A 24020-nucleotide genomic window follows, 5' to 3' on the forward strand; every position below is an offset into this window, starting at 1 on the left:
GACCTCAGAACGGATTCTTGCTGGGTTCCCGGGTGTAGTGCACATAGCCGAGACTGGCCCCGGCCCGCAGTCCGACCCCGGTGCGGATCGGCGCCAGCACGACGTCACCGCTACGCTGGTAGTTCAGCCCGGCCCCAGCGACGACGTAAAGACTGCCGTCAACTGCGGGAAACCGCTGAAACAGGCTGTCGGTACTCCGGAGGTTGTAGACCAGCGTGAACACCTTGGAGGCGTTACCCCCGAAGTCCCAGCCGATCGACGGCCCCTGCCACCACACCGGCATGGCGCCACCTGCTTTGTACTGCAGCGTGCCCTGTCCATAGCGCAGACCGACCACAAAGGCACCGCCGCCCTCCTCACCCAGAATGTAGGCACTGGGGCGTCCGTAGTCGGCAAACGCCCGCTCCAACGCCTTGCCGATGCCTTCACTGGCGCCGTCGAAGAACGCCTCCGCCGCCTTGCGCACCTCCTCCTCGCTGTAGGTCTGCTGCGACAGCTCGGCGTCCTTCTCGGTGGAGAAGGTGCTGTAGTTCTTGCCACGTTCTTCGATCGGCTCGACATCGGCATGGACCGAGGTGCCGACGACCAACGCGACGAGGGCGAGCACGCTCACGATCAGGCGGTTCATGGTGCTTCTCTTCAATCAGTGGAACCCTATTGAACGCCTGATCGACTGAATCGTCCATGAACCCGGTTGCCGCCGACCGGCGACGCGCACAAAAAGAAAGCGGCCCCGAAGGACCGCTAATTTCCCTACCCCACAAGAGCCGGTATCAGGCGCGCGAATGCGCCGTGTCGGAAATTGGCCAGCCGAGGCGACGATAAAGATGCGCCAGCAACCACAATGGGCCGATCATCAGAAACTGCAGGTCCTTGAAAAAGGATGGACGGGCACCCTCAATGTGATGACCGATGAACTGCCCGATCCAGGCCACCACGAAAATGGTGGCGGCGATGCCGAGGAAAACGCCAGTGCCCGGGCTGACATGCTCCAGCGCGAGCACGCCGAGATAGGCCGGCACCGATGCGACAACCATCCCCGCAGCCAACCGCCAGGACAAGCGCAGGTAGTACAACACCATGAAGGCGATGACCGCCGTCGCGGGATTGAAGACCGCGTTGCCCACCGGGATTGCCTTGAACGCACACCAGATCGAAAACACGATCGGTGGCACGCAGGCCCAGTGAAAGGCCTTGTTGACGGGGTTCTGATGAGAGGCCGCGTAGTCGTCCAGCCAGGTGTCGAGTTGCCGCATTGCTCGCTCGCCGTGTGGCGTTTTCGTGAACATTGAGTATGCTCAGGGCGATGGCGTTAGACCATAGTAAAAAACCCCCCACACCGAGATCGTGATGAGGCGCCCCACCCCGGCGGATACCGTCGACCCGGTCGACCGCTATATCGCTCACCTGTACCGGTGGGCGCTGTCCATTGCCCCCGAGCATTATCGTGCCTGGGCGCTGACCGAGTGGGCGAAGCTGGTGCCACACGACTTCGCCCTGTGGGGGACCGGCCTGGTCTCGGACTGGAAATTCCACACCGTCACGATCACCGGCGGTTTGCCAGAGGACTTTCCGCGGGTGCTCGAGGAGACCCGCCCGATCAACCCCATGCTGCCGGTGATCCTGCAGAACCTTGATCGGCCCGTCGATTTCCGGTCAGTGGTGCCAGACGCCGAATTCTTCAAATCAGCATTCTATCGGCGCACCTTCGAACCATTCGGCATCTCCCGCGGCCTGTCGACTGCCCACCTTGATGGCCGTAGCGGCCTCTACTCGCTGTTGACCCTCTACCGACGCGACCGCGATGCCACATGGAATGAGGACGACTTGGCCCGCCAGCGGCGGATCCCCTACCACCTGTTCAACGCCGCGTCGCACGTCTTCTTCCTGCATCTGGCGCGCAATCACCAGCGTCTGCCGGCTGCAGCGGCGGCGGTGGTGGATTGCGAGGGACGCTTCCATGAGGCGCAGCCCCGGTTTCTCGACATGCTGGACGAACACTTCCCCGACCGTGAGGAAGCGTTCGAGGTGCCCTTCGAGCTGCCCGAACCGGACACGCCCCATCTGCTCAATGATCGCCTGTGCGTTCGCTGCGAAGCCCTCGGCGACATGTGGATCGTTCACCTGTGGCCGCCGGGTCCGCTGGACCGACTCACCGCGCGGGAACGCGAGATCGTGCTGGCAGTCTCCCAGGGCCTGTCGTTCAAGCAGGCCGCCCGCAAGATCGGCGTCGCGCCGTCCACGGTTGCCAACCACCTTTATCGGATCTACCGCAAGCTGGGCGTCTACAGCCGGACCGAACTGGCGGCGCTGGTCTACCCGGACGACTGACCCCACCACGCTGCGCTCAGGATACCGAGCGCAGCGTGGTGCAAAGGCCCCTAGCGACGGCCCTTGACGCGCGCCATCAGCCGCTTCTTTTTCTTCACCTGGCGCGGCGTCAGCACATTGACCTTGTGCTTGAACGGGTTGTCACCGGTCTTGAATTCGACCAGCAGCGGCACGCCCTTGAGCTTGAACACCTCGCGGAAATGATTCGCCAGGTAGCGCTTGTAGGCATTCGGCACGCGGTCAGTCTGATTGCCATGGACGATGATCCGGATCGGGTTGCGTCCACCCTGATGGGCGTACCGCAGTTTGATCCGGCGCCCGACCACCGCTGGCGGCGAATGACGGGCGACAGCATGTTCCAGCTCCCGGGTCAGCGCTGGTGTCGGCAGGTCCTTCATGGTTGCATCGGCCACCTCCACCACTTCCCGCATCAACACGCCAACGCCGGAACCATGGCGTGCGGAAATGTAGTGGAGCGGGGCGAAATCGAGAAACGGCAGCTTCAGGTCTACCTGGTAGCGGACCTGTTCACGCTCACCATCATCAAGGCCATCCCACTTGTTGACCGCAAGCAGTAGCGCACGCCCGCGCTGGGCCACCATGCCTATGAGACGGGCATCCTGATCCCCGATATCGTCATGGGCATCCACCACCGCGATCACCACATGGGCACGTTCGATCGCGTCCAGGGTTTTGGCGATCGAGAACTTCTCGATGACTTCGCTGACGCGGGCCCGGCGCCGGACCCCGGCGGTGTCGATGAGCGTGAAAGCACGACCCTCGACCTCGAACGGCACCTCGATGGCATCGCGCGTGGTGCCGGGAAGGTCGGCCGCCAGCATCCGCTCTTCGCCGAGCAGACGGTTGATCAGGGTCGATTTGCCGACATTGGGGCGCCCGACGATGGCGACGCGAATCCGGCCGTCAGCATCGGGCGGGGCTTCCGGGAACTGTTCAAAAGGCTGCAGCAATTCGTCGAGGAGAATGCCGATGCCGTCGCCATGCTGTGCCGAAATGGCGCGTGGCTCGCCAAGCCCGAGCGCATAGAAATCAGCGCCAATGGCGGTGCGGGTCTGGCCTTCTGCCTTGTTGACCAACAAGGTCACCGGCTTGCCCAACCGACGCAGAAACTGGCCAATGGCTTCGTCACTGGGGTGGCGTCCGACCCGGCCGTCGACCAGGAACAGCACATGGTCGGCTTCGGCCAAGGCCAGCCGCGCCTGGTCTTCGGCAAGGGCGGCCAGTGGCTCGCTCGACTCCGGCATCAGGCCGCCGGTATCAATCACGACAAAGGACTTGTCATCGTGCCGACCGGTGCCGTACTGGCGGTCGCGGGTCAGACCGACAAAATCGGCGACCAGCGCCGCGCGGGTGCCGGTCAACCGGTTGAACAGCGTTGACTTGCCGACATTGGGGCGGCCGACCAGCACCAGCCTCGGAAGCGGCGCCTGCACGTTTACAGCTTCACTCATCGCGCCGCCTCAATCTGACATCCAGTGCCGGGATCGGCACGCCACCGCTTGTGCTTGGCTATTTACTGCACACCGACCGAGGCCAGGCGGCCGTCGCGGTTCAACACCACGACGCGGCCGTCGAGCGTCGCCGGAACACCCTGAAGCGGCGAGTCGCCAACCCGCAGGCGCCCGACGATTTCGCCGGTCGACGGCGACAGCCAATGCAGATAGCCATCGAAGTCGCCAGTCATCAGGAGACCGTCGAGCATCACCGGTGCGGACAGGCGGCGATACAGCAATGCCTCCTGCTTCCAGGCAGCGGCACCGGTCCGCGCATCAAGCGCCCACACCCGGCCATCGGTATCGGTCACCACCACCTTGTCGGCGGCCAGCGTCATGCCACTGTAGCTGGAGATGCTCCGCCGCCACAGGACCTGCCCGGTTTCGCCGTCAACACAGGCCACTTCGCCGCCGACACTGGCCACATAGAGCTCAGCGCCGTCGGCCACCAGGGCAGCGTCGATATCCGCGAGTCGTTCCAGTTCGCTGCGACCGGTCGGCGCGGCAATCACCTGCTCCCACAGCACTTCGCCGGTCGCCGGATTCAGGGCAACCATGCGGCCATTGTCCATACCCACGAACAGACGCCCGCCATGCAACAGCGGTGGTGACAGCCCGCGCAAGGTCAGGTTGGGAACGATGCGGTCGAAGGTCCAGCGTCGGGTCCCGTCTTCCAACGACAGGGCATGAAGGCGACCGTCGACCGTGCGAACGATCGCCAGATCGCGAGTGCTGACCGGTGCAGCCATGACCTCGCTCGACACTTTTGTCCGCCAGCGTTCGCTGCCATCGGCCCGCGCCAGGGCAATCACTTCGGCGTCGAGGGTGCCGATCAAGACGTCCTCCCCGGCAACGGCCGGCCCAGCGATGGCGCGCGTCTCGGTTCGGGCTTCCCAGACCGGCTTTCCGTTCACCGCATCCAGTGCCCTGACCCGACCTTGTTGATCAGCGACAAACAGTGCATCCGGCGCCGATGCCACCTGCAACCGCGAGAACAGATCGCCGTGCCCCACGGAGCGCGACCACTGCCGTTCTGCCTTTACCGCCGGGCTGGCGATGTCCTGCAGTTCGGCCGGCTCTCGCACATTGTCCTTGCCGGAACAGGCCACCAGCACCAACGCCGCGATGACGACTCCAAACAGGCGGCTCATGACTGCGCCACCGGTTCGACATCGGCCAGATCATCGATCTTGAACTGCAACAGCATGCGATTCGGCGCGGTATCGTCCAGCGCCGCCAAGGCCTGGACATAGGCGGCTCGCGCCGCAACGCGGTCCCCCTGGGTCAACAGCACGTCGCCGCGCAGCTCGGCGTACAGGGCTTCAAAGCCGACAGGCTCGGACGACAGACGCTCCAGCGCCGCCTCAACCTGCCCGCGCTGAAAGTCAACACGGGCCAGGCGATGGTTGGCAATCGCCACCAGCCCGTCGTCGTCACCATTGTCCGCAACCCACAGCAGCGCCACCCGGGCAGCGTCCAGGTCCCCCTGTTCGACCGCGAGCTCCGCCTGCACCAGACGCGCCATCGCCGCATAAGGACTTCCGGAGAATTCGCGCGCCAAGGTATCGGCCATGCGGCGGACCTCGTCGGCAGCGCCGTCGGTGCGGGCCACCTGGAGGTCATCGTAAATCTGTGATGCCTGCAGCGACTTGCCCTCACGGGCACCCTGATAGCCCTCCCAGCCGAAAATGGCGGCAAGACCGATGCCCAGACCGGCGGCCAGCGCCTTCCAGTTCTCGTGCCACCACTTCTTGAGGGCGTCGATTTGTGCTTCGTCGTCGTAGTGCGTCGCCACGGTCCGTTTCTCGTCCTGATGTTAGGTGTGTAGCAGACCGCCGAGATGGCCCGGCAGTTCTGATTGGGCGATCATCGCCGGTTCTGCAGCATTCCGCAGGGATTTTACTTGAATGACGCCGTCGGCAAGCTCGGCGTCACCCAGTACCAGGGCCACTGCGGCGCCCAGTCGATCAGCGCGAGATAGCTGACTCTTGAGCTTGCCGCCGCCAGCACTGACCACCAGCCGCAGCGCCGGCAGCGCATCCCGCAGGCTCTCGCCCAATCGGGCAGCAGCACGCGCCGCAGCGTCCCCTTGGGTACAGAGCACCGCATGTGGCGCCTGCGAGGGGGTCTCTACATTCGCGGCTTTCATCAGCAGGATCAGACGCTCGATTCCGCAGGCCCACCCCACCGCCGGCGTCGCTGCGCCGCCCAGCTGGGTCACCAAGCCATCATACCGCCCGCCAGCGCACACCGTACCCTGGCTGCCGAGCTGGGTGGTGGTCCACTCGAACACGCCACGCGCGTAGTAGTCGAGGCCGCGGACGATCCGCGGGTTCACCACGAAGTCGATGCCGAGATCCGCCAGCCCCTGCTGCAGGCCATCGAAGTGCGCGCGGTCATCGTCGTCGAGGAAATCGGTGATGCGCGGCGCATCGGCCACCAGCGCCTGTGTCGCCGGCACCTTGGAGTCGAGCACCCGTAGCGGGTTGCTCAGCAGTCGCCGCTGCGAATCGGTGTCCAGCGCGGCTGCATGCTGCTGCAGAAAACCGGTCAAGGCCTGTCGATAGCGGGCGCGGCTGTCGCTGTTGCCGAGCGAGTTGATCTCGAGCTGCACGCCGTCGAGTCCGAGCCGACGCAACAGTCGCGCCGACAAGGCAATGACCTCGACGTCGATATCCGGACCGGGCACGCCATAAACCTCGGCACCGATCTGGTGAAATTGCCGATAGCGGCCGGCCTGTGGCCGCTCGTGCCTGAACATCGGTCCGGCGTACCAAAGCCGCTGCTGCTGGTTGTGCAACAGCCCATGCTCCAGCCCGGCGCGCACACAACTGGCGGTGCCTTCCGGTCGCAGACTGAGGTTGTCACCCTCACGGTCATCAAAGCTGAACATTTCCTTTTCGACGACGTCGGTGACTTCGCCGATGGCCCGCTTGAACAGCGCCGTGTGCTCCAGCAACGGCGTCCGGATCTCGCGGTAGCCATAGGCCGCGAAGGTCGCGGCGGCGGTGGCCTCAACGTGCTGCCAGATCGCCGTGTCGGCCGGCAGGATATCGTTGAAGCCACGCAGTGACTGCAACTTCACGGTGCCGCCTCACGCGCCTTGCGGCGAGCTTCGAGTTTGGCGCGCACCAGCCCTTCGAGCCGGTCCACCAGATCGTCATTGTGCGCCTTGTGCTGGATGCGGCCATCCTCATAGATCGAGTTGGGGCGACCGCCCGCCACCCCCAGCGCGGCCTCGCGTGCCTCGCCCGGGCCATTGACGACGCAGCCGATCACCGCCAGATCCAGTGGCTCGTCGATGCCGTCGAAACGTTGCTCCAGCTCGGCCACCACCTTGACCACATCGAAATTCTGTCGCGAGCAACTGGGGCAGGCCACCAGGTTGATCCCACGGTTACGCAGGTGTAGCGACTTGAGGATGTCCCAACCCACCTTGACCTCCTCTAGCGGGTCGGCAGCCAACGACACCCGCAGGGTATCGCCGATGCCTTCCGCCAGCAGCATGCCAAGCCCGATCGCACTCTTTACCGCACCGGCGCGGGCGCCCCCGGCTTCGGTAATGCCCAGATGCAGGGGCTGCTCGATCTGTGCCGACAGCTTGCGGTACGCCTCGACGGTCATGAATACATCCGAGGCCTTGAGGCTGACCTTGAACTCCTGGAAGTCCCGCTTCATCAACAGGTCGATGTGGCGCAACGCGGATTCCACCAGCGCATCCGAGTTGGGCTCGCCGTACTTCTCCTGCAGATCGGCTTCCAGCGATCCGGCGTTGACCCCGATGCGGATCGGGATCCCGTGGTGTCGCGCGCAAGCGACGATTTCATCGACCTTGCGCTCGCCACCGATATTGCCGGGGTTGATGCGCAGGCAATCAGCGCCGGCTTCGGCTGCCGCCAGGCCACATTTGTAATTGAAGTGGATATCCGCCACCAGCGGCATGTAACCGACGGCGCGCTTGATCTCGCCGAATGCACGCGCCGCGGCCAAGGTTGGTACTGACACCCGGACGATGTCGGCGCCGGCCTTCTGTGCCGCCTGAATCTGGGCGACGGTGGCGGCGACGTCCTCGGTGTCAGTGTTGGTCATGGTCTGCACCGCGATCGGCGCGTCACCACCGACGGTCACGCGGCCAACACGGATTGCCCGTGTCGGCCGGCGCACGATCTGGTGCTGGCTTCTCATCGCCACCGGAATACTCCTCCGCCTCAGTCAGCCGACAACGGCAGCTGCAAGCGCGCAGTGTTGTTGGTCTGCGTGAACGGGGCCAGATCGATGGCGGTGCCGTTCGCCAGGAGCTCAACGCCCGGGGCGTTGCCGAGAAACACCGACAATGGCGGTGTACCGCGTAACTGCTGATCCTGGCCCGGGTTCATCAGGCCGTTGATCAGCGCCGCCCCGGCGCCGTCATTGACCCGCACCCACGAGGTTTCGGTGAACCGCAGTGTCAGCTGCACCTCATCCGACGTGGCGTCCCGGGACGGCGACGACGTTGGTGTCGGGACGGGTTGTGCAACAACCGCTGCATTGTCGTCGGATACGGCCACGTCATCCGCTGCCGTCGGCGCCACTATGGCGGCATCGGCGGGGGTCGGTGACGGCGTCACGCTGCGCAGCGGGTTGACGGCAACCGCGGTCTCCGGCGCGCTGGGCACCCCCGCTTCAATCGTCCGGCCACGTTCCATCCACAGGAACACCGCCACCCCGATCACGCCGATCAACAGGACAATACTGACGAGCCGCGCCAACCAACCCGCGCCGTCCCCCTTGCTCGGTGACAGCCGGATCTTGGCGGGCATGCGCGGCGCACTGGGCGTCACCCGACTGGCATAGGCCGCCAGCAGCTGGTCTTCCGGCACGTCCAGCACCTTGGCGCATTTGCGGTAGTAGCCACGCACGTAGACAGGCTCAAGCAAGGCACCAAAATCGTCGGTTTCCAGGGCTTCCAGGGTGTTGCGCGCCAGCTTCGTCTGATCCGCCAGCGTCTCCAGACTCATCTGCCGGGCCTCGCGCGCTGCGCGGATCAGTGCGCCAGGCGAGGCCGGTGCCGGCGCTTGTGAGTGCTCGACGGGCACTTCGGAACCTTCGGGGGGGAGTTGTTCAGCGGTCATGAATTCGGCTTCTGGACGGCTTCTGGGGATTCGGGAAAATCGGCTTTCAACCGTAGCAAGTATCGTGCAGCCGCCTCCGGGTTCCCCAGGGCACGCTCGGCCCGCACCCGCAACAGCAGCGTCTCGGCGGTGGGCGGTGCGACCGCCTCATAGCGCTCGAGCAGCGCGCGTGCGCGAACCGCATCCTGTCGCGACAGGCTTATCGCGGCAAGCTGCGCCAGCGCATCGGGAAACGACGGGTCATGCTCCAGCGCCCGCACCAGATAACCTTCGGCTTCGACCGGCGCGCTCTCGCGGAGGCAAACGGCTGCATTGGTCCAGGCCGCCTCGGGTGTGGCGTAGCGCGGCGATTCGGCGGCGGCGAGCAGCAGCCTGACCCCTTCAGCCTGGCGTTCACGCTCGCACAAGAACACCCCCAGATTGTTGCGCGCCGAGGGGTCGCCGGGCGCCAGTGCCAATGCCTTGCGAAAGGCCTGCTCGGCCTTGTCCGGCTCGCCCAGCCGCTGGTGCAACACCCCCATCACCGACCAGGTGACGGACATGTCAGGCGCGTAGTGCAAGGCACGCTTGAGTTTGTCTTCGGCCTGCACGAACTGGCCACGGCGCAGGTAGTCCGCACCGAGCTGGGTGTTGATGCGTGCCGCCTCCTGCCGGTCTTCGGAGGACAGGCCCTTGCTGGCGCAGGCGGACACCGCCAGCGCGAGACACAGCACGACTGCCGTCGACAGTACCCGGACGCCCGTGATCACCGGGGATGCAGCCGTCGGGTGTCGGTGGCGGGCCTGCGGATTCATTGGCTCACCACCGGGATGCCGCGCAGGCGGTTCTTCTGGCGGGACTCCACCCGACCGACGAGTTGTCCGCAGGCCGCGTCGATATCGTCGCCCCGCGTCTTGCGAACGGTGGTGACGATGCGTTTGCCGCGCAGCACGTCTGAAAACGCCCGAATCCGTTCCGGAGAGGAGCGCCGGTAGTCGGTCTCGGGGAACGGATTGAAGGGAATCAGGTTGACCTTGGCCGGCATCCCGTTCAACAGACGTGCCAGATCGCGCGCCAGTGCCGGGCTGTCGTTGATGCCATCGAGCATCACGTATTCGTAGACGATGTGCGCCTTGCGATCCTTGCCATCGGTATAGCGGCGACAGGCCGCCATCAGCTCGGCCACCGGATACTTTCGGTTGATCGGCACCAGTTGATCACGAAGCGAATCGACCGGGGCGTGCAGGGACACCGCCAATGCGGTGTCGACGTCGGTGCGGAGGCGATCCATGAATGGCACCAGACCGCTGGTGGAGACGGTGACACGGCGCTTCGACAGGCCGAAGCCGTGGTCATCGAGCAATACGCGGATCGCTGTGAGTACCGCCTGGTAATTGGCCAGCGGCTCCCCCATGCCCATGAACACGACGTTGGAGATATTGCGATCAGTCTGGAAGTTGCACCCCAGGGTGCGCGCCGCAAACCAGACCTGGGCGATGATCTCGGCGGCTGTCATGTTGCGATTGAGACCCTGCTGCGCAGTGGAGCAGAAGCTGCAATCCATCGCGCACCCGACCTGCGAGGACACGCACAGGGTGCCGCGATAACGGCCGGCAACCCCGTCCACCGGGTCGCGGCGGCGGGTTTCCGGGTCACCTTCAGGGATGAACACCGTCTCGATGGCGTTGCCCCCCGACAGTCGCAGCCCCCACTTGCGGGTGCCATCAACCGAAGTCTGTTCTGCCACCAGCTCCGGCGGACGGACCTCGAAATGATCGGCCATGCGGTTGCGCAGATCGCGGCTGAGATTGCTCATCTCGGCAAAGTCGTCGATACCGCGACGGTACATCCACTGCATTACCTGATCGGCCCGGAACGCCTTTTCACCCATGCGGGCAAACGCCTCCCGCAGGTGTTCGCGATCAAGCCCGAACAGGTTCACCCGCTCCGCCCCCGGGCCGGTGGACGGGTCCACGACGTGCGGTTCAGGGGCGGAGTGGGCGTTCATGGGGGGATCACGGCCGAAAGCGCTCGGCCGTCGGTCTCAGCGCGTGCGCGGGCAGAGTTCGATCGCGCGGAAGAAGTAGGCGATCTCGGTCGCCGCATTCTCGAGGCTGTCGGAGCCGTGAACGGCGTTCTCGTCGATGCTCTCGGCAAAATCGGCGCGGATCGTGCCGGCTTCAGCCTTTTTCGGATCGGTTGCGCCCATGATGTCGCGATGGGTGACGACGGCACTTTCACCTTCGAGCACCGACACGACCACCGGACCGCTGGTCATGAAGCGCACCAGATCGCCAAAGAAGGGGCGTTCCTTGTGCACGGCGTAGAAACCGCCGGCTTCGCCTTCGGTAAGGTGCATCATGCGGCTAGCGACGATCTTGAGGCCGGCTTTTTCAAAGCGGGCATAAATGTCGCCGATGTGGTTTTTGGCAACAGCGTCCGGCTTGATGATCGACAGGGTACGTTCCACAGCCACGGTTCAACTCCTCGGGTCGGTCGGGCGGTGCGCCCGTGAAAAGAAAGCCCGGAAGTATACAACGCCCGTCATGTCAGCCGCCGGTGATACGGGCTTCAGACGGCGAAACTCTCTCCGCAGCCACAAGTGGCCTTGACGTTGGGATTGAGGAACTTGAAGCTCTCGTTCAGGCCGTCCCGCTGAAAGTCGACGGTGATGCCGGTCAGCTGCTGCAGATGCTCGCGCGCCACCACCACCTTGGCCTGGTGCTGCTCGAAGACCAGATCGCCATCGGCAATCGCATCGGCATAGTCGAGGGTGTAGGCATAGCCCGAGCAGCCGGACCGCTTGACCCCCACCCGCAATCCAACGCCGCGCCCTCGCGATTCCAGCTGGTTGCGGATGCGCCGGGCGGCGGCTTCTGTCAGTTGTACATCATTCATGAGGTTTCCTCGGCAAGGCGGACCATCGCCCGCACGACATCTTCTGCCATGAGACCACAGTGGGCCTTGTCGGCGCCGATTTCAAGCGCCGCCCGGCAGGTGGCGGCCACGCCATCGGTCGACGGCGGCCAAGACTGGTCCGGGAGCACTTCGGTCAGCCACTGCCCCACCGCCACCGTCACCGGGCATCCGAGGGCCTGGAACCGGGCCTCGAGGATGCGCCCGTCGACACATCGGATGCTCACCGCCAGTTGCGCGGCCGCCGCGGGGCTGCCGACGATCACCTGACGGCAGTCCGGCCCGTCAAGGCGCCCCACCCTGGCCGGCGCGACAAACCGCCGCCATACCGGCGCGGGATACCCGAACACGTTCTCCATCATGCCGGCGCCCAGTTGCGCAGGGTGCGAACGGCATCGGCTACAGCGGCAGCAGCAGCGTCGATCTCGGCGGCAGTGGTGCCGCGCCCCAACGACAGCCGCAGCGAGGCGTCGGCGAGCGCATCGGCATGGCCCAGCGCCCGCAACACGAACGAGGGTTCGCGGGTGGCGGAGGAGCAGGCCGCGCCGCTGGAGACCGCCAGACCCGGCAGCCGGGCCCGCAATGCCTCGCCATCGACACCGTCAAAACTGACGTTGAGGATGTGTGGCGCCACCGGGCCCCCTCCATTTCGCTGCAGCTGGCCCGCCAGTGCCTCCGACAGGGCTCGCCACAACCGCTCGCGAAGCGCAGCGACACGGGTAGCACCCTCGCTGCGCTGGGCAGCAACGGCGCGTGCCGCCGCGCCGAAGCCGACAATCTGGTGCGTCGGCAGCGTGCCCGACCGCATGCCCTGCTCCTGGCCACCGCCGTGCAGCTGCGGGGACAGCCGGGCGCGTGGCCGTCGACAGACATAAAGCGCGCCGATGCCCTTGGGGCCGTAAAGCTTGTGCGCCGACAGCGACAGCAGGTCCACCGGCACCTGGCGCAGATCGATCGGCAGCCAGGCAGCCGCCTGGGCGGCATCGACATGAAACAGGATCCCGCGGGCGCGCAGTTCCGGCGCCAGGGCCTCGATCGGATTGATCACGCCCAATTCGTTGTTGACCCACATCAGGCTCACCAGCGCGGTATCCGGGCGCAGCGCCGCCCGCACCTGGTCCGCCGAGATCCGGCCCTCGCGGTCGGGGGTCAGCCAGGTCACGCGATGGCCCTGGGCTTCCAGCCAGCGCAGGGTGTCGAGCGTTGCCTTGTGTTCAATGCGGCTGCTGACAAGATGGGCCCCGCGGACGCCGCGAAACTCGAGCGCCCCCTTCAGCGCCAGATTGATCGACTCGGTGGCGCCACTGGTCCACACCAGGTCGGCCGGCGCCGCGCCCATCAGGTCGGCCACCTCACCGCGCGCCTGTTCGACGGCCTGACGGGCACGTCGGCCGTCAGCATGATCCGACGCCGGATTGGCATGACGTTGCGACAGCCAGGGCCACATCGCATCCAGCGCCTCGGCGGCCAGCGGGGTGGTGGCGGCATGGTCGAGGTCGATCATGGCGTGGCCAGCGCCCGCAGTGCGTCGATGAATGCATCGATTTCATCCACCGTGTTGCCGATCCCCAGGCTGGCACGCACGGCGCCGAACGCGACGTCGGGGTCCACGCCCATCGCCAGCAGCACATGACTGGGCTCGCCGCTGCCACTGGCACAGGCCGAGCCACTGGAAACGCAAAAGCCCCGACGGTCGAGCTGCATCAGCAAGGCCTCGCCGGCCCACCCCGGCAAGGCGAACTGCACGGTATTGGGTAGCCGCTCGGCCGCCTCTGCGAAGATGCGGACCCCGGCGCACGTGCGCAGCCCGGCCTCCAGGCGCTGCCGCAGCGCCAACATGTGGTCCATCCGCGATTCCAGCTGGGCCTGCGCCTGGGCGCAGGCCGCGCCAAACCCGACGATCGCGGGGACGTTGAGCGTGCCGCCCCGCAGCCCGCCTTCCTGTGCTCCACCGTGCTGCTGGGTCTGCAGGTCCACCGGCGCCACGCGCACCAGGGCGCCGACGCCCTTCGGCCCATAGAGCTTGTGGCTGGAAAGGCTCAGCAGGTCAGCACCGAGCGTGGTGACATCCAGCGCCAGCTTGCCAGCGGCCTGCACCGCATCGACGTGCAGCAGCGCCCCCGCGGCATGGATCTGCGGTGCCAGTGTCGCCAGATCATGCAGGACGCCGGTCTCGTTGTTGGCGCGCATCAGTGACACCAGCAGGGTCGGCTGGCGCAGCGCATGCGCCAACCCTTCCGACTGCAACAGCCCATCGCCATCGACCGGTAGCGCCACCACGTCGACCCCCGAGGTCCGCAAGGATTCCGCCGCCTCCATTACCGCGGGATGCTCGGTGGCCCCGTAGGCAATACGGGCAGGCACCCCCGGGCTCAGCAGCCCCTTGAGTGCGAGGTTGTTCGCCTCGGTACCCCCCGAGGTCCAGATCACATCCTGCGGCCGGGCGCCGACCAGCGCCGCGACCTCGCCCCGCGCCTGTTCGACGGCATCACGTGCCGCCCGTCCCAACCGATGCAGAGACGAGGCATTGGCGTAGGGGCCGGTCAAATAGGGCAGCATCGCCTCCAGCACCTCGGGTGCCAACGGCGTGGTGGCGTTGTGGTCCAGGTAAATCGCCACCGGCTCAGTCGCGGTCGGCGGCGGTGGCGTCGCGGCAGAACGCCGGCAATTCCAGCGTCTCCAGATCCGCCTCGCGGATACCGACATCGTGGGCCCGCAGTGCCTCGCAGATGCGGTGCAGCTGTGCATCCTGCTGCTGGATGTGGGTCAGCATCTTCGACAGGGTCAAAGCCACCGGGTCGGGCATGTCCCGCGACAGACCGTAGGCATCGAAGCCGAGCGACTGGGCCAACGCGGTATGCGCCTCGGACGGCGGCTGCGCTTCCTGCACGATGCGGGCAGGGATCCCCACCACCGTGGCGCCCGCCGGCACCGGCTTGACCACCACCGAGTTGGAGCCGATGCGGGCGCCGACACCAATCTCGATCGGCCCCAGGACCTTGGCGCCGGCGCCGATGACCACCCCGTTACCCAAGGTTGGGTGGCGCTTGCCGTTGTTCCAACTGACGCCGCCCAGGGTGACGCCGTGGTAGAGGGTGACATCATCGCCCACGTCCGCGGTCTCGCCGATGACCACCCCCATGCCGTGATCGATGAACAGACGTCGCCCGATGCGGGCGCCCGGATGAATCTCGATGCCGGTCAGCCAGCGCCAGATGCCGGCATGCCAGCGCGCCAACCAGCGCAGACCCCGATGCCACAGCCAATGGCTCAGACGATGGGCCCAGACGGCATGCAGCCCCGGATAACAGGTCAGCACTTCCCAGGTGGTCCGGGCGGCCGGATCACGTTGGAACACGCTGGCGATGTCGTCTCGGATGCGCTGGAACATGGGAACCCCATTCCGCAGTGGATGCGTAGTGTAAGGCCGCCTCCCGGACGCTGCCCATGAAAAAGCCCGGCACTGGGCCGGGCTTGTTCACTGCAGCGGATGCTCAGCCGATCAGAAACGATGCCCGCGACTTGCCGGCAGCCTCGGCCTCGGCCAGCCAACGCGGCGAACGACCGCGGCCGGTCCAGGTTTCGCCGGTGGCCGGGTTGCGATACTTCGGCGCCACCTTGGACTTCCTGCTGCCACGACCACGCCCCTGCAGATCAGCCACGGTCAGTCCGTGGGCCGCCATCTTGTCCTTGATCTCGTTGATCACGGACTGCAGTTCTGCGCGTCGTACGGACTCGGCTTCCTGCTTGAGGTCTTCAATCTGCTTGAGAATATCCTGATACCGGGCCATTTATTCATCCATATTGAGGTGAAGCGGGCGTGCATATTAATGCACGCCATCGGCGCTTTACAACGGGATCAAGGGGTTTCGTCGATCTCTTCGTCCTGGGGCGGCAATAGATCTTCCCGGGTCACGCCCAATACCAACACCATCGAGCTGGCAATAAAGACGGAGGAATAGGTGCCTACCAGAATGCCGACAATCAACGCGATGGAAAACCCGTGCACGGCGCTGCCGCCGAGAAAGAACAGTGCCGTCAGCACGAACAGGGTGGTGCCGCCGGTCACAATGGTCCGGGCCAGGGTCTGGTTGACCGACAGGTTCACCACATCAACGGTGGATGCACGCCGCTGGTCGATGAAGTTTTCGCGAATACGGTCATACACCACGATAGTGTCATTCAGCGAGTATCCGATCAGCGCCAGAATGGCGGCAAGAACCGTCAAATCGAATTCAATCCCGAGCAACGCAAACCAGCCGAGCACCAGAAATGCATCGTGAACGGTGGCAACAATCGATCCCACGGCGAATTTCCATTCAAACCGGAATGCCACGTAAATCAGAATGCCGATAATCGCGAACAGTGCCGCCAGCGCACCGTCAGTGGCCAGCTCATCGCCCACCTGCGGACCAACGAACTCGACTCGCCGCACTTCCAGTGCCGGACCATCGGCCGACAGGGCCTCGAGAATACGAGTGGAAATCTGGCCGGCCCCCTCCGCCGCATCCGGACCCAAGCGGATCATGACGTCGGTTGACGAGCCGAAATACTGAACGGTCGCCCCGGTCAGGCCAGCATCGTCGAGGCGGGCCCGTACCGGATCAAGTGCCACCGACTCGGCATAGACCACCTCAACCAGTACGCCGCCGCTGAAGTCGAGGCCGAAATTGAGACCTCGCAGACCGACCAGCGCCAGCGAAACCAGCGTCGTGACCACGGCAAACGCCAGCATCGGACGCCGAATCGCCATGAAATTGATGTTGGGGACACGCGACAGCAAACGCATGAAACCGCCCCTCAGACCGGCAGGTCGCGCAGCGACCGGCGGGCAAACAGAAGATGAACCAGCGCCCGGCTGGCAACAATCGCGGTGAACATCGAGGTGACGATACCGATCGACAGGGTCACGGCGAAGCCCTTCACCGGACCGCTGCCGAGCGCGAACAGCACGACGGCCGCGATCAACGTGGTCAGCTGGGAGTCGGCGATGGTGAGGAAGGCCCGGCCGTAGCCGGATTCGATCGCCTCATGCGGCGCGGCTCCCCCCGCCAATTCCTCGCGAATACGCTCGTAAATCAGGACGTTGGCGTCTACCGCCATGCCCAGCGTCAGGACCACACCGGCAATCCCGGGCATGGTCAGGGTCGCCTGGATGGCGGACATCACCGCCACCACCAACACCAGGTTGAGCAGCAACGCCACGTTCGCGACCAGTCCGAAGACGTTGTAGTAGACCGCCATGAACAGCATGACCGCGACCAGGCCGATCAGCGCGGCCATCTGCCCCTGGGCGATGTTGTCAGCGCCCAGGCTGGGGCCGACGGTCCGCTCCTCGATGATCTCGACCGGGGCCGCCAATGCACCGGCCCGCAGCAGCAGCGACAGGTCATGGGCCTCCTTGCTGGTCAGCCCGGTGGTCTGGAAGCGCTTGCCGAAAACGCCGCGGACGGTGGCAATCGAGATCACTTCCTCGATTTCGCGCTGTTCCCGCATCGGCTCGCCCTTGGCGTTGTAGTTGGTCACCACCTCGCGCTCACGGAACAGCACCGCCATCGGCTTGCCGACGTTGTTCTCGGTAAACGCGAACATGCGCTTGGCGCCGGCGCCGTCGAGCGTCACGCTGACCGCCGGCTGGCCGTTCTCGTCAACCGTCGCCGAGGCATCAATCAGCTGCGAGCCCGCAGCAATGGTCTCCCGCATCAACAGCACCGGGCGGTTGCCCTCGCGGGTAAAGAACAGTTCGGTCCCCGGCGGCGCCAACCCGGTGGCGGCGGCCGCATTGGCATCGGCCTCCGAGACCGCGCGGTATTCAAGGGTAGCGGTCGCCCCCAACAGATCCTTCACCCGCGAGGTGTCCTGCACACCGGGCAACTGCACGACAATGCGCGCCTCGCCCTGGCGCTGCACCACCGGCTCTGCCACGCCCAACTGGTTGACACGGTTGCGCAGCGTGGTGAGGTTCTGTCGCACCGCAAAATCGACCAGCCGCTTGGCCTCGGCCTCGGACAGCTGCACCGACAGCTTCAAGGGGTCGTCGGGCGACGGCGTCAGCTCGATCTCCGGGAATTCTTCGACGATCGCACTGCGTGCAGCCTCGGCGCGCTCAGTGTCGGGGAACTCCAGTTCGACGCCGTCGGCCACCGCCCGCCGCCCGCTGTAGCGAATGTTTTCCCGCCGAAGAAAGGCAGGCAGGTCGTTGAGGTACCGGTCCTTCGCCTTGGCACGGATATCGTCGACATCCACTTCCAGCAGGAAGTGCACGCCGCCCCGCAGGTCGAGCCCGAGATTCATCGGTCGTGCCCCCAGCCCCTGCAGCCAGTCGGGGGTTTTCGGCGCCAGATTCAGGGCGACGCCGTATCCCCGTCCCAGCGCCGGACGCAGGACGTCGGCTGCTTCCAGTTGGTCGTCGGCCGAGGCGAACCGCACCACCCACTGGTCGCCTTCAGCCTGGTTCGAAACGGCATCGATGCCGGCATCGTTCAGCGCCGTGGCGATGGTCTCACCCACCGTGGCCGGCGGTGCGCCGCCGCTGTCGAGCACCACCTGCACTGCAGGATCGTCACCGAACAGGTTGGGAGAGGCGTACACCAGCCCGACCAGCGCTACCAGCGCCAGCAGGACGAACTTCCATGTGGGATAGGGTTTCATGACACAGCACCGGCAGTCTCCCGCCAGCGCGCTCCATCAGGGGGACGAGGCGGGGACGATTACAGCGCTTTCAGCGTGCCCTTCGGCAACACGCTGGTGATCGCCGGCTTCTGCACCTTGACCGCGACGTTGTCGGCGATTTCGACCGTCACATAGGACTCGCCGAGCTCGATCACCTTGCCGGCGAGGCCGCCACCGGTGACCACTTCGTCGCCCTTGGAGAGCGCGCCGAGCATCTGCTTGTGCTCCTTGTTCCGTTTCATCTGCGGACGGATCAACATGAAATAGAACAGCACCACCAACAGGATCAGCGGAAAGAACTGCATGAACGCGTTGGGCTGCGCAGCGGCCTGTTGGGCGTGGGCAGCGGGGATCAACCAGTCGAGCACCGTAAACTCCGGAAAAGGGTCATGACAGCGCCGGATTATCGCACAGCGCCCGCCGCCGCCGCCGCCGTGCTCAAGGCAACCGCAGGAAGGCCTCGATCTCGTCGATTCGACCATGGCTGTCGCGATACCCGAGGTCGATCAGCTCACGGGTGAACACCTGGTCGAACAGCAGATAGCTGGCAAGGTCGGCGCTCTGGGCATCCGGGGTGCCAAGGCCGTCCATCAGGTACCGGATATGCCGCGGCATGCGGTGGGACAGGGTGCGCGCCATGACGGCGATGTCGGCCGACGGCGACAGCGTCAGCGGCGCCACCACCCGCATGGGCTCGTTGACCTGCGGCGACCGCTCGGCGGCCGTTGCGATGTGCGCCGCCACCAGCTCATTCATGCGCAGCAGGTGGTCGATATCGGCATCCAGGTGATCCAGAAAGATGGCGTTGAGAAACACCCCGCAGACCTGGGCCAGCGGCGGGCTGTGGGGCGGCGCCAGAGCACCGCCCGCCGGCGCCATTTCGGTCCGCAGCAGACGGTCGGAAATCTCGGGGCAGCGCACGCCGATGGCCAGCAGGCGATCGGCCCCCAGCCGGATGGCGGGGCTCAGGGGCGTCGTCAACCGCAGCGCGCCGTCGCCGAAATAGGGCGTGGTCCCTGCCACCGCCAGCGGAACCGGTGCGAACACAATGGGAATCGCCGCCGAGGCGCGCACGTGGTCGACCGTGATGGCCGTCGCCACCGCCACCCGCCGGCGCTTGTTCCACAGGGGCAGTCCCTCACGCCCCTGGACGAAGGTGAAGGCCTTGCCGGAGTGATAGCCGGTGGCCGTAATCGCCAGGGCATCGAGGTGCCCGTCGGCGATCGCCTGGGCGATGCGATCCAGCGGCAGGTGTCGCCCCAGGAACGCCCGCAACGGTGTGGCGTCGACCAGGGAGGCGGTACGGCCACCACCGATCAGCCCGCCCAGCGCCAGATCCACCGCCAGCCGCGCCCCGTTGCGGGCCAGTGCGGCACCGTCGGTACGGAACACGTCGGTGACCTTGAGCTGACCCCAAAGCTGCGCGAGCTGCGTGGCGCCCGCGCTGAAATCGTCGGCGAAGGCGGCCATGGCGGCACCGTTGATCGCCCCGGCCGAGGCGCCGGTGATGATGCGAAACGGCACCGGCCGATCGCGCAGGGCCGGCAGCTCGCTGATCCGCTTCAGCACGCCGGCCTGGTAGGCCCCGCGGGCGCCGCCGGCGGTCAGTACCAGCCCGGTGGCCGGCGCCGTGGCAGGAGCAGTGGCGAGGGATCTGGGCATGGTGACCTCCGGCAGGGGCACGGGCGGTGCCCGGAAGCCGAAATCGGCGCAAGTTCGATGCCAGCCGGGCCCGCCACCGTCCCGCCCTACTCCGCAAAGAGGAGGCGGCGGCGGGCCGCGACCCTGACCATGCCGTCATCACAACAGGGCACCGCCCCGGGGAGCACCACACATGGCCGCCACATTCCGCGATCACAGTCGCATCCTGATCGCCTATCTGCTGTGCATCGCCGTCGGTGCGGCGGTGCTGCTCGGCAGCGATCTGCCGCCCCCCTGGGACAGCCTGGTCGCCGACCTTGCCGCCACCGTGGTGATCTTCGGATTCAGCCTCGCCTACCGCAATTCGAGCTTCTACGACGCCTACTGGAGCGTGATTCCGCCGCTGTTGGCGGTGTATTGGTATGTCGATTTCGAGGGCGTTGCGGTCGACCCGACGCGCGCCGTGATGGTGATTGCGCTGGTCTGGCTGTGGGGGATCCGCCTCACCGCCAACTGGGCCACCTACTGGGGCGGACTGACCCACGAAGACTGGCGCTATCCATTGGTCCGGGCGCGCGCCGGACGCTTCGGCACGCTGGCCGACTTCGCCGGCATTCATGTCTTCCCGACGGTCCAGGTGTTCCTCGGCTGCCTGCCGATCTACGCGGTCATGACCCGCGGCCAGGCGCCGCTGGGCTGGCTCGACGCCGTGGCCTTCGTCGTCACCCTGGGCGCCATCGTCATCGAAACCGTGGCGGACCTGCAGCTACACGCCTTCATCAAGCGACGCGAGCCCGGCAGCTTCATCCGCCACGGCCTGTGGGCCTGGTCGCGCCATCCCAACTACTTCGGCGAGCTGGGCTTCTGGTGGGGCCTGATGTTGTTCGGACTGGCGGTGGCGCCGGATCAATGGTTCTGGATCGTTCCCGGTGCGCTGGCGATGACGGTGATGTTCGTCTTCGTCAGCATTCCGTTCATGGATGAGCGCAGCGTCGTGAGGCGGCCCGCGTATGCCGAGCACATGCAACGGGTCTCGGCGCTGGTGCCGCTGCCGCCGCGTCGCGACTGACGCCACGGCGGCGTAAGCTGGGACTCCACCCCCGCACACGCCCGCCACCATGACCGCCACGATCACCGCCGTCGAAGACTGGCTGCAGCGTGCTGTTGTCGGCCTCGGGCTGTGTCCGTTCGCCGCCCAGCCCCTGCTGCAGCGTCGCGTCCGCATCCATGTCAGCCTTGCCGACACCGTCGAGGCCTTGCTGGGAGACCTGCATGAGGAATGCGTGCGGCTGGACGAGACGCCGGTCGAAGCCCTCGAAACCACACTGATTGTCATCCCGTCGATGCTGGCCGACTTCGAGGACTACAACGATTTCCTCGATCCCGCGGAGGCGCTGCTGCGTCACTTCGGCTGGGAGGGGGTCTATCAGATCGCCAGCTTTCACCCGGACTACCGCTTCGCCGGCGTACCGGCGCATGACCCCGGCAACCTCACCAACCGTGCGCCCTACCCGCTGCTGCACCTGCTGCGGGAAGCCAGCGTCGAGGCGGCCACCGCCACCCATCCGGACGCGGAGTCCATTCCCGAGCGCAATGTCGCACGTCTGCAGGGAATGTCGGCAGAAGCGCGACAAACGGTGTTCGGCGCCCGCGCGGGCTAAGCTGAGACCATGAGATACCTGTCCTGTCTACTACTGCTGCTGAGCCTTGGAGGCTGCACAATGTTCGGCCACGGTCCCGCCCCGATCCGCACCGAGGCCTCGGTCGACCTCGAGCGCTTCATGGGCAACTGGTACGTGATCGCCCACATCCCGACATTCATCGATCGTGACGGCCACAATCAGGTCGAGCACTATGCGTTGAACGACGATGGCAGCATTGCCACCACCTTCAGCTTCAACGCCGACAGCTTCGACGGCGAGCGCAAGGTCTACCGGCCCACGGGCTTCGTCCGCGAGGGCACCGGCAACGCCGTTTGGGGCATGCAGTTCATCTGGCCGATCAAGGCCGAGTACCGCATCGCCCACGTCGATGCCGACTATCAGATCGCCATCATCGCCCGCAGCAAACGGGATCTGGTGTGGCTGCTGGCCCGCCAGCCGACCCTGCCAGAAGACATCTATCAGCAATGGCTCGGGCGCATCGAGGCGCTGGGCTACACGCTTGACGACGTCGTCAAGGTGCCGCAGCGCGCGCCCTGACCCGGTTGGACAGCAGCCGACGTGCTGCATAGGCTGCATGGAATCCATTCCGATGCCGCCATGAACCGTCCGCCACCGCTGCCCACCCCGCTCGCCAAGGTTTACAGCCTCGGTGAAGAGATCGCCCACAGTCTCAGCCACGGCCTCGGCATCGTGCTCGCCATCATCGGCCTTTGCGTGCTGGTGGCGCTGTCGGTGCGCGATGGCGACATCCGCCACGTCGTGGCCAGTGCCATCTTCGGCGGCACACTGATTCTCCTCTACACCGCATCCACGCTCTATCACAGCATTCCGTTGCCCGAAACCAAACGGCTGCTGCGCATCATCGATCACGCCTCGATCTATCTGCTGATCGCCGGCACCTACACGCCGTTCACCCTGGTCACGCTGTCGGGCCCCTGGGGCTGGTCGCTGTTTGGCGTGACCTGGGGCCTGGCAGCGGTCGGTGTCATCTTCAAACTGTTCTTTACCGGCCGCTTCGAGAAGTTGTCACTGGTGATCTACGTCGCCATGGGCTGGTGTGGGGTGGTCGCGGCCAAACCACTGATGGCGGCATTGGCGCCCGGCGGGCTGTGGCTGCTGCTGCTCGGCGGGTTGTCGTATACCGGCGGCGTGGTGTTCTACGTGATGAAGCGGATGCCCTACCACCACGCGATCTGGCACCTGTTCGTGCTGGCGGGCAGCGTATTGCACTATTTCGCGATTCTGCTGTACGTCATCCCCGGTCCGGTCGCGATCCCGTCGATGCCGCCGACGCCATGAGGACCGCCCGGCTCAACGGCTCGCAAGCACTGACGCTGGCGGCCGACATCGGTGGCGACCCGGCACAGCCGCCGGTGTTGCTGTTGCACGGCGGCGGTCAGACCCGCCACGCCTGGGTCCGGGCCTTTCGCCAGCTGGTGGCCAACGGCTACTACGTCATTTCCTATGACGCCCGCGGTCATGGCGACAGCGACTGGTCACCGGCGGGCGACTATCAGACCGAGGCGCTGGTGGCCGATCTGGAGGTGGTCCTTGCCGGACTGTCACGGCCGGCCGCACTGGTTGGCGCCTCCATGGGCGGCATCACCTCGCTGATCGCTGTGGGACGCCGCGATCCGCCCCCGGTCACCGCGTTGGTGATGGTTGATGTGGCACCGACGCTGGAGCGACGTGGCATCGAGCACATTCGCCGGTTCATGACCGCCCGCCCGGACGGCTTCGGGTCGCTGGAGGAAGTCGCCGATGCCGTCGCCGCCTACAACCCCGACCGACCGCGACCCCGGGATGCATCCGGGCTGATGAAAAACCTGCGGCGCGGCGATGACGGCCGGCTCTACTGGCACTGGGACCCGCGCATCATCGCCGACAGTCGTGCCGAGCATGTGGCCTATCTCGAAGCCTATGAGGCCCGCATGGAGGACGCGGCACGGCAGGTCCGGGTCCCCACCCTGCTGGTCCGCGGCAGTCACAGTGACGTGGTCAGCCCGGAAGGCGCACAACGGTTTCGGGAACTCATCCCCCAGGCCGAGGTGGTCGACGTGCAGGGGGCCGGGCACATGGTCGCCGGTGATCGCAACGATGCCTTCAATGCGGCCGTGCTGGATTTCCTCGTCCGCCACCATCGCTGAGTCGCCACTGGCACCAAACTTGCAGCGAGACCTCCGGGTTTTCCG

At 65.8% G+C, this 24020-nt stretch carries 27 protein-coding genes; 6 read left to right on the forward strand and 21 right to left on the reverse strand.

Annotated features, from left to right (window positions below):
- Positions 1-4: 4 nt before the first annotated feature.
- Entirely contained in the window at positions 5-628 is a 624-nt protein-coding gene (locus JN531_RS00920) for a DUF1134 domain-containing protein (protein WP_228346975.1), read from the reverse strand.
- Positions 629-773: 145 nt separating this feature from the next.
- On the reverse strand, positions 774-1256 hold the full coding sequence (locus tag JN531_RS00925; protein ID WP_366522454.1) for an Mpo1 family 2-hydroxy fatty acid dioxygenase: 483 nt from the start codon (positions 1254-1256) through the stop codon (positions 774-776).
- Positions 1257-1350: 94 nt separating this feature from the next.
- Here JN531_RS00925 and JN531_RS00930 point away from each other — a divergent pair, with 94 nt between their 5' ends.
- Positions 1351-2331 carry a helix-turn-helix transcriptional regulator gene (locus tag JN531_RS00930; RefSeq protein ID WP_228346977.1) on the forward strand — a complete coding sequence of 327 codons (981 nt, stop codon included), beginning with the start codon at positions 1351-1353 and terminating at the stop codon, positions 2329-2331.
- A 50-nt stretch (positions 2332-2381) separates the two neighbouring features.
- Here JN531_RS00930 and der read toward each other — a convergent pair whose 3' ends face one another.
- From der to JN531_RS01025, 19 genes are all read right to left on the reverse strand, one after another.
- Positions 2382-3803 (reverse strand): ribosome biogenesis GTPase Der, encoded by a 1422-nt coding sequence (der, locus tag JN531_RS00935; protein WP_228346978.1) that lies wholly within the window; start codon positions 3801-3803, stop codon positions 2382-2384.
- Positions 3804-3865: 62 nt separating this feature from the next.
- Entirely contained in the window at positions 3866-4996 is a 1131-nt protein-coding gene (gene bamB / locus JN531_RS00940) for an outer membrane protein assembly factor BamB (protein ID WP_228346979.1), read from the reverse strand.
- Positions 4993-5640, reverse strand: a complete 648-nt coding sequence (locus JN531_RS00945) for a YfgM family protein (protein ID WP_228346980.1) — start codon at positions 5638-5640, stop codon at positions 4993-4995. Before JN531_RS00945 ends, bamB begins: the two co-directional genes overlap by 4 nt.
- Positions 5641-5661: 21 nt before the next feature.
- The gene (hisS, locus tag JN531_RS00950; RefSeq protein ID WP_228346981.1) at positions 5662-6930 is read right to left on the reverse strand and encodes a histidine--tRNA ligase; all 1269 of its coding nucleotides are present in this window, start codon (positions 6928-6930) and stop codon (positions 5662-5664) included.
- Positions 6927-8030, reverse strand: coding sequence for a flavodoxin-dependent (E)-4-hydroxy-3-methylbut-2-enyl-diphosphate synthase (gene ispG / locus JN531_RS00955; protein ID WP_228349962.1), 1104 nt, complete (start codon positions 8028-8030; stop codon positions 6927-6929). Before ispG ends, hisS begins: the two co-directional genes overlap by 4 nt.
- Before the next feature lie 23 nt (positions 8031-8053).
- On the reverse strand, positions 8054-8956 hold the full coding sequence (locus JN531_RS00960; RefSeq protein ID WP_228346982.1) for a RodZ domain-containing protein: 903 nt from the start codon (positions 8954-8956) through the stop codon (positions 8054-8056).
- The gene (pilW, locus tag JN531_RS00965) at positions 8953-9750 is read right to left on the reverse strand and encodes a type IV pilus biogenesis/stability protein PilW (protein WP_228346983.1); all 798 of its coding nucleotides are present in this window, start codon (positions 9748-9750) and stop codon (positions 8953-8955) included. Before pilW ends, JN531_RS00960 begins: the two co-directional genes overlap by 4 nt.
- A complete protein-coding gene (rlmN, locus tag JN531_RS00970) occupies positions 9747-10943 on the reverse strand; it encodes a dual-specificity RNA methyltransferase RlmN (protein WP_228346984.1) in 1197 nt (398 codons plus the stop codon). The genes pilW and rlmN overlap by 4 nt, the downstream gene beginning before the upstream one ends.
- Before the next feature lie 36 nt (positions 10944-10979).
- Positions 10980-11411 (reverse strand): nucleoside-diphosphate kinase, encoded by a 432-nt coding sequence (gene ndk, locus JN531_RS00975; protein ID WP_228346985.1) that lies wholly within the window; start codon positions 11409-11411, stop codon positions 10980-10982.
- A gap of 95 nt (positions 11412-11506) precedes the next feature.
- Positions 11507-11833 (reverse strand): HesB/IscA family protein, encoded by a 327-nt coding sequence (locus tag JN531_RS00980; RefSeq protein ID WP_228346986.1) that lies wholly within the window; start codon positions 11831-11833, stop codon positions 11507-11509.
- Positions 11830-12213 (reverse strand): iron-sulfur cluster assembly scaffold protein, encoded by a 384-nt coding sequence (locus tag JN531_RS00985; protein ID WP_228346987.1) that lies wholly within the window; start codon positions 12211-12213, stop codon positions 11830-11832. Before JN531_RS00985 ends, JN531_RS00980 begins: the two co-directional genes overlap by 4 nt.
- Positions 12210-13355 carry a cysteine desulfurase family protein gene (locus JN531_RS00990; RefSeq protein WP_228346988.1) on the reverse strand — a complete coding sequence of 382 codons (1146 nt, stop codon included), beginning with the start codon at positions 13353-13355 and terminating at the stop codon, positions 12210-12212. The genes JN531_RS00985 and JN531_RS00990 overlap by 4 nt, the downstream gene beginning before the upstream one ends.
- Entirely contained in the window at positions 13352-14470 is a 1119-nt protein-coding gene (locus tag JN531_RS00995) for a cysteine desulfurase family protein (RefSeq protein ID WP_228346989.1), read from the reverse strand. The genes JN531_RS00990 and JN531_RS00995 overlap by 4 nt, the downstream gene beginning before the upstream one ends.
- Before the next feature lie 4 nt (positions 14471-14474).
- Positions 14475-15242 carry a serine O-acetyltransferase gene (gene cysE / locus JN531_RS01000; RefSeq protein WP_228346990.1) on the reverse strand — a complete coding sequence of 256 codons (768 nt, stop codon included), beginning with the start codon at positions 15240-15242 and terminating at the stop codon, positions 14475-14477.
- A gap of 103 nt (positions 15243-15345) precedes the next feature.
- Positions 15346-15642 carry an H-NS histone family protein gene (locus JN531_RS01005; RefSeq protein WP_228346991.1) on the reverse strand — a complete coding sequence of 99 codons (297 nt, stop codon included), beginning with the start codon at positions 15640-15642 and terminating at the stop codon, positions 15346-15348.
- Between the two features lie 68 nt (positions 15643-15710).
- Positions 15711-16640: a protein translocase subunit SecF gene (gene secF / locus JN531_RS01010; protein ID WP_228346992.1), complete on the reverse strand. Its 930-nt coding sequence runs from the start codon at positions 16638-16640 to the stop codon at positions 15711-15713.
- Positions 16641-16651: 11 nt separating this feature from the next.
- The gene (gene secD / locus JN531_RS01015) at positions 16652-18502 is read right to left on the reverse strand and encodes a protein translocase subunit SecD (RefSeq protein WP_228346993.1); all 1851 of its coding nucleotides are present in this window, start codon (positions 18500-18502) and stop codon (positions 16652-16654) included.
- A 59-nt stretch (positions 18503-18561) separates the two neighbouring features.
- Positions 18562-18828 (reverse strand): preprotein translocase subunit YajC, encoded by a 267-nt coding sequence (gene yajC / locus JN531_RS01020; protein ID WP_366522455.1) that lies wholly within the window; start codon positions 18826-18828, stop codon positions 18562-18564.
- Between the two features lie 133 nt (positions 18829-18961).
- The gene (locus JN531_RS01025) at positions 18962-20185 is read right to left on the reverse strand and encodes a patatin-like phospholipase family protein (RefSeq protein WP_228346995.1); all 1224 of its coding nucleotides are present in this window, start codon (positions 20183-20185) and stop codon (positions 18962-18964) included.
- 172 nt (positions 20186-20357) lie between these two features.
- On the opposite strand from JN531_RS01025, the gene JN531_RS01030 reads away from it, so the two are divergent.
- Genes JN531_RS01030 through JN531_RS01050 form a run of 5 tightly spaced genes read left to right on the forward strand, consistent with a single transcriptional unit; the run spans position 20358 to position 23975 of the window.
- Positions 20358-21233 (forward strand): DUF1295 domain-containing protein, encoded by an 876-nt coding sequence (locus JN531_RS01030; protein WP_228346996.1) that lies wholly within the window; start codon positions 20358-20360, stop codon positions 21231-21233.
- A gap of 49 nt (positions 21234-21282) precedes the next feature.
- A complete protein-coding gene (locus tag JN531_RS01035; RefSeq protein WP_228346997.1) occupies positions 21283-21825 on the forward strand; it encodes a DUF1415 domain-containing protein in 543 nt (180 codons plus the stop codon).
- Positions 21826-21885: 60 nt separating this feature from the next.
- Positions 21886-22365 (forward strand): lipocalin family protein, encoded by a 480-nt coding sequence (locus JN531_RS01040; protein ID WP_228346998.1) that lies wholly within the window; start codon positions 21886-21888, stop codon positions 22363-22365.
- A gap of 60 nt (positions 22366-22425) precedes the next feature.
- Complete coding sequence (trhA, locus tag JN531_RS01045; protein WP_228346999.1) at positions 22426-23127, forward strand: PAQR family membrane homeostasis protein TrhA; 702 nt, start codon at positions 22426-22428, stop codon at positions 23125-23127.
- Entirely contained in the window at positions 23124-23975 is an 852-nt protein-coding gene (locus JN531_RS01050; protein WP_228347000.1) for an alpha/beta fold hydrolase, read from the forward strand. The genes trhA and JN531_RS01050 overlap by 4 nt, the downstream gene beginning before the upstream one ends.
- Positions 23976-24020: the final 45 nt, after the last annotated feature.

Origin of the sequence: Flagellatimonas centrodinii, assembly GCF_016918765.2 — a bacterium.
In the GTDB taxonomy this organism is placed as follows: Bacteria; Pseudomonadota; Gammaproteobacteria; order Nevskiales; family Nevskiaceae; genus Polycyclovorans; species Polycyclovorans centrodinii.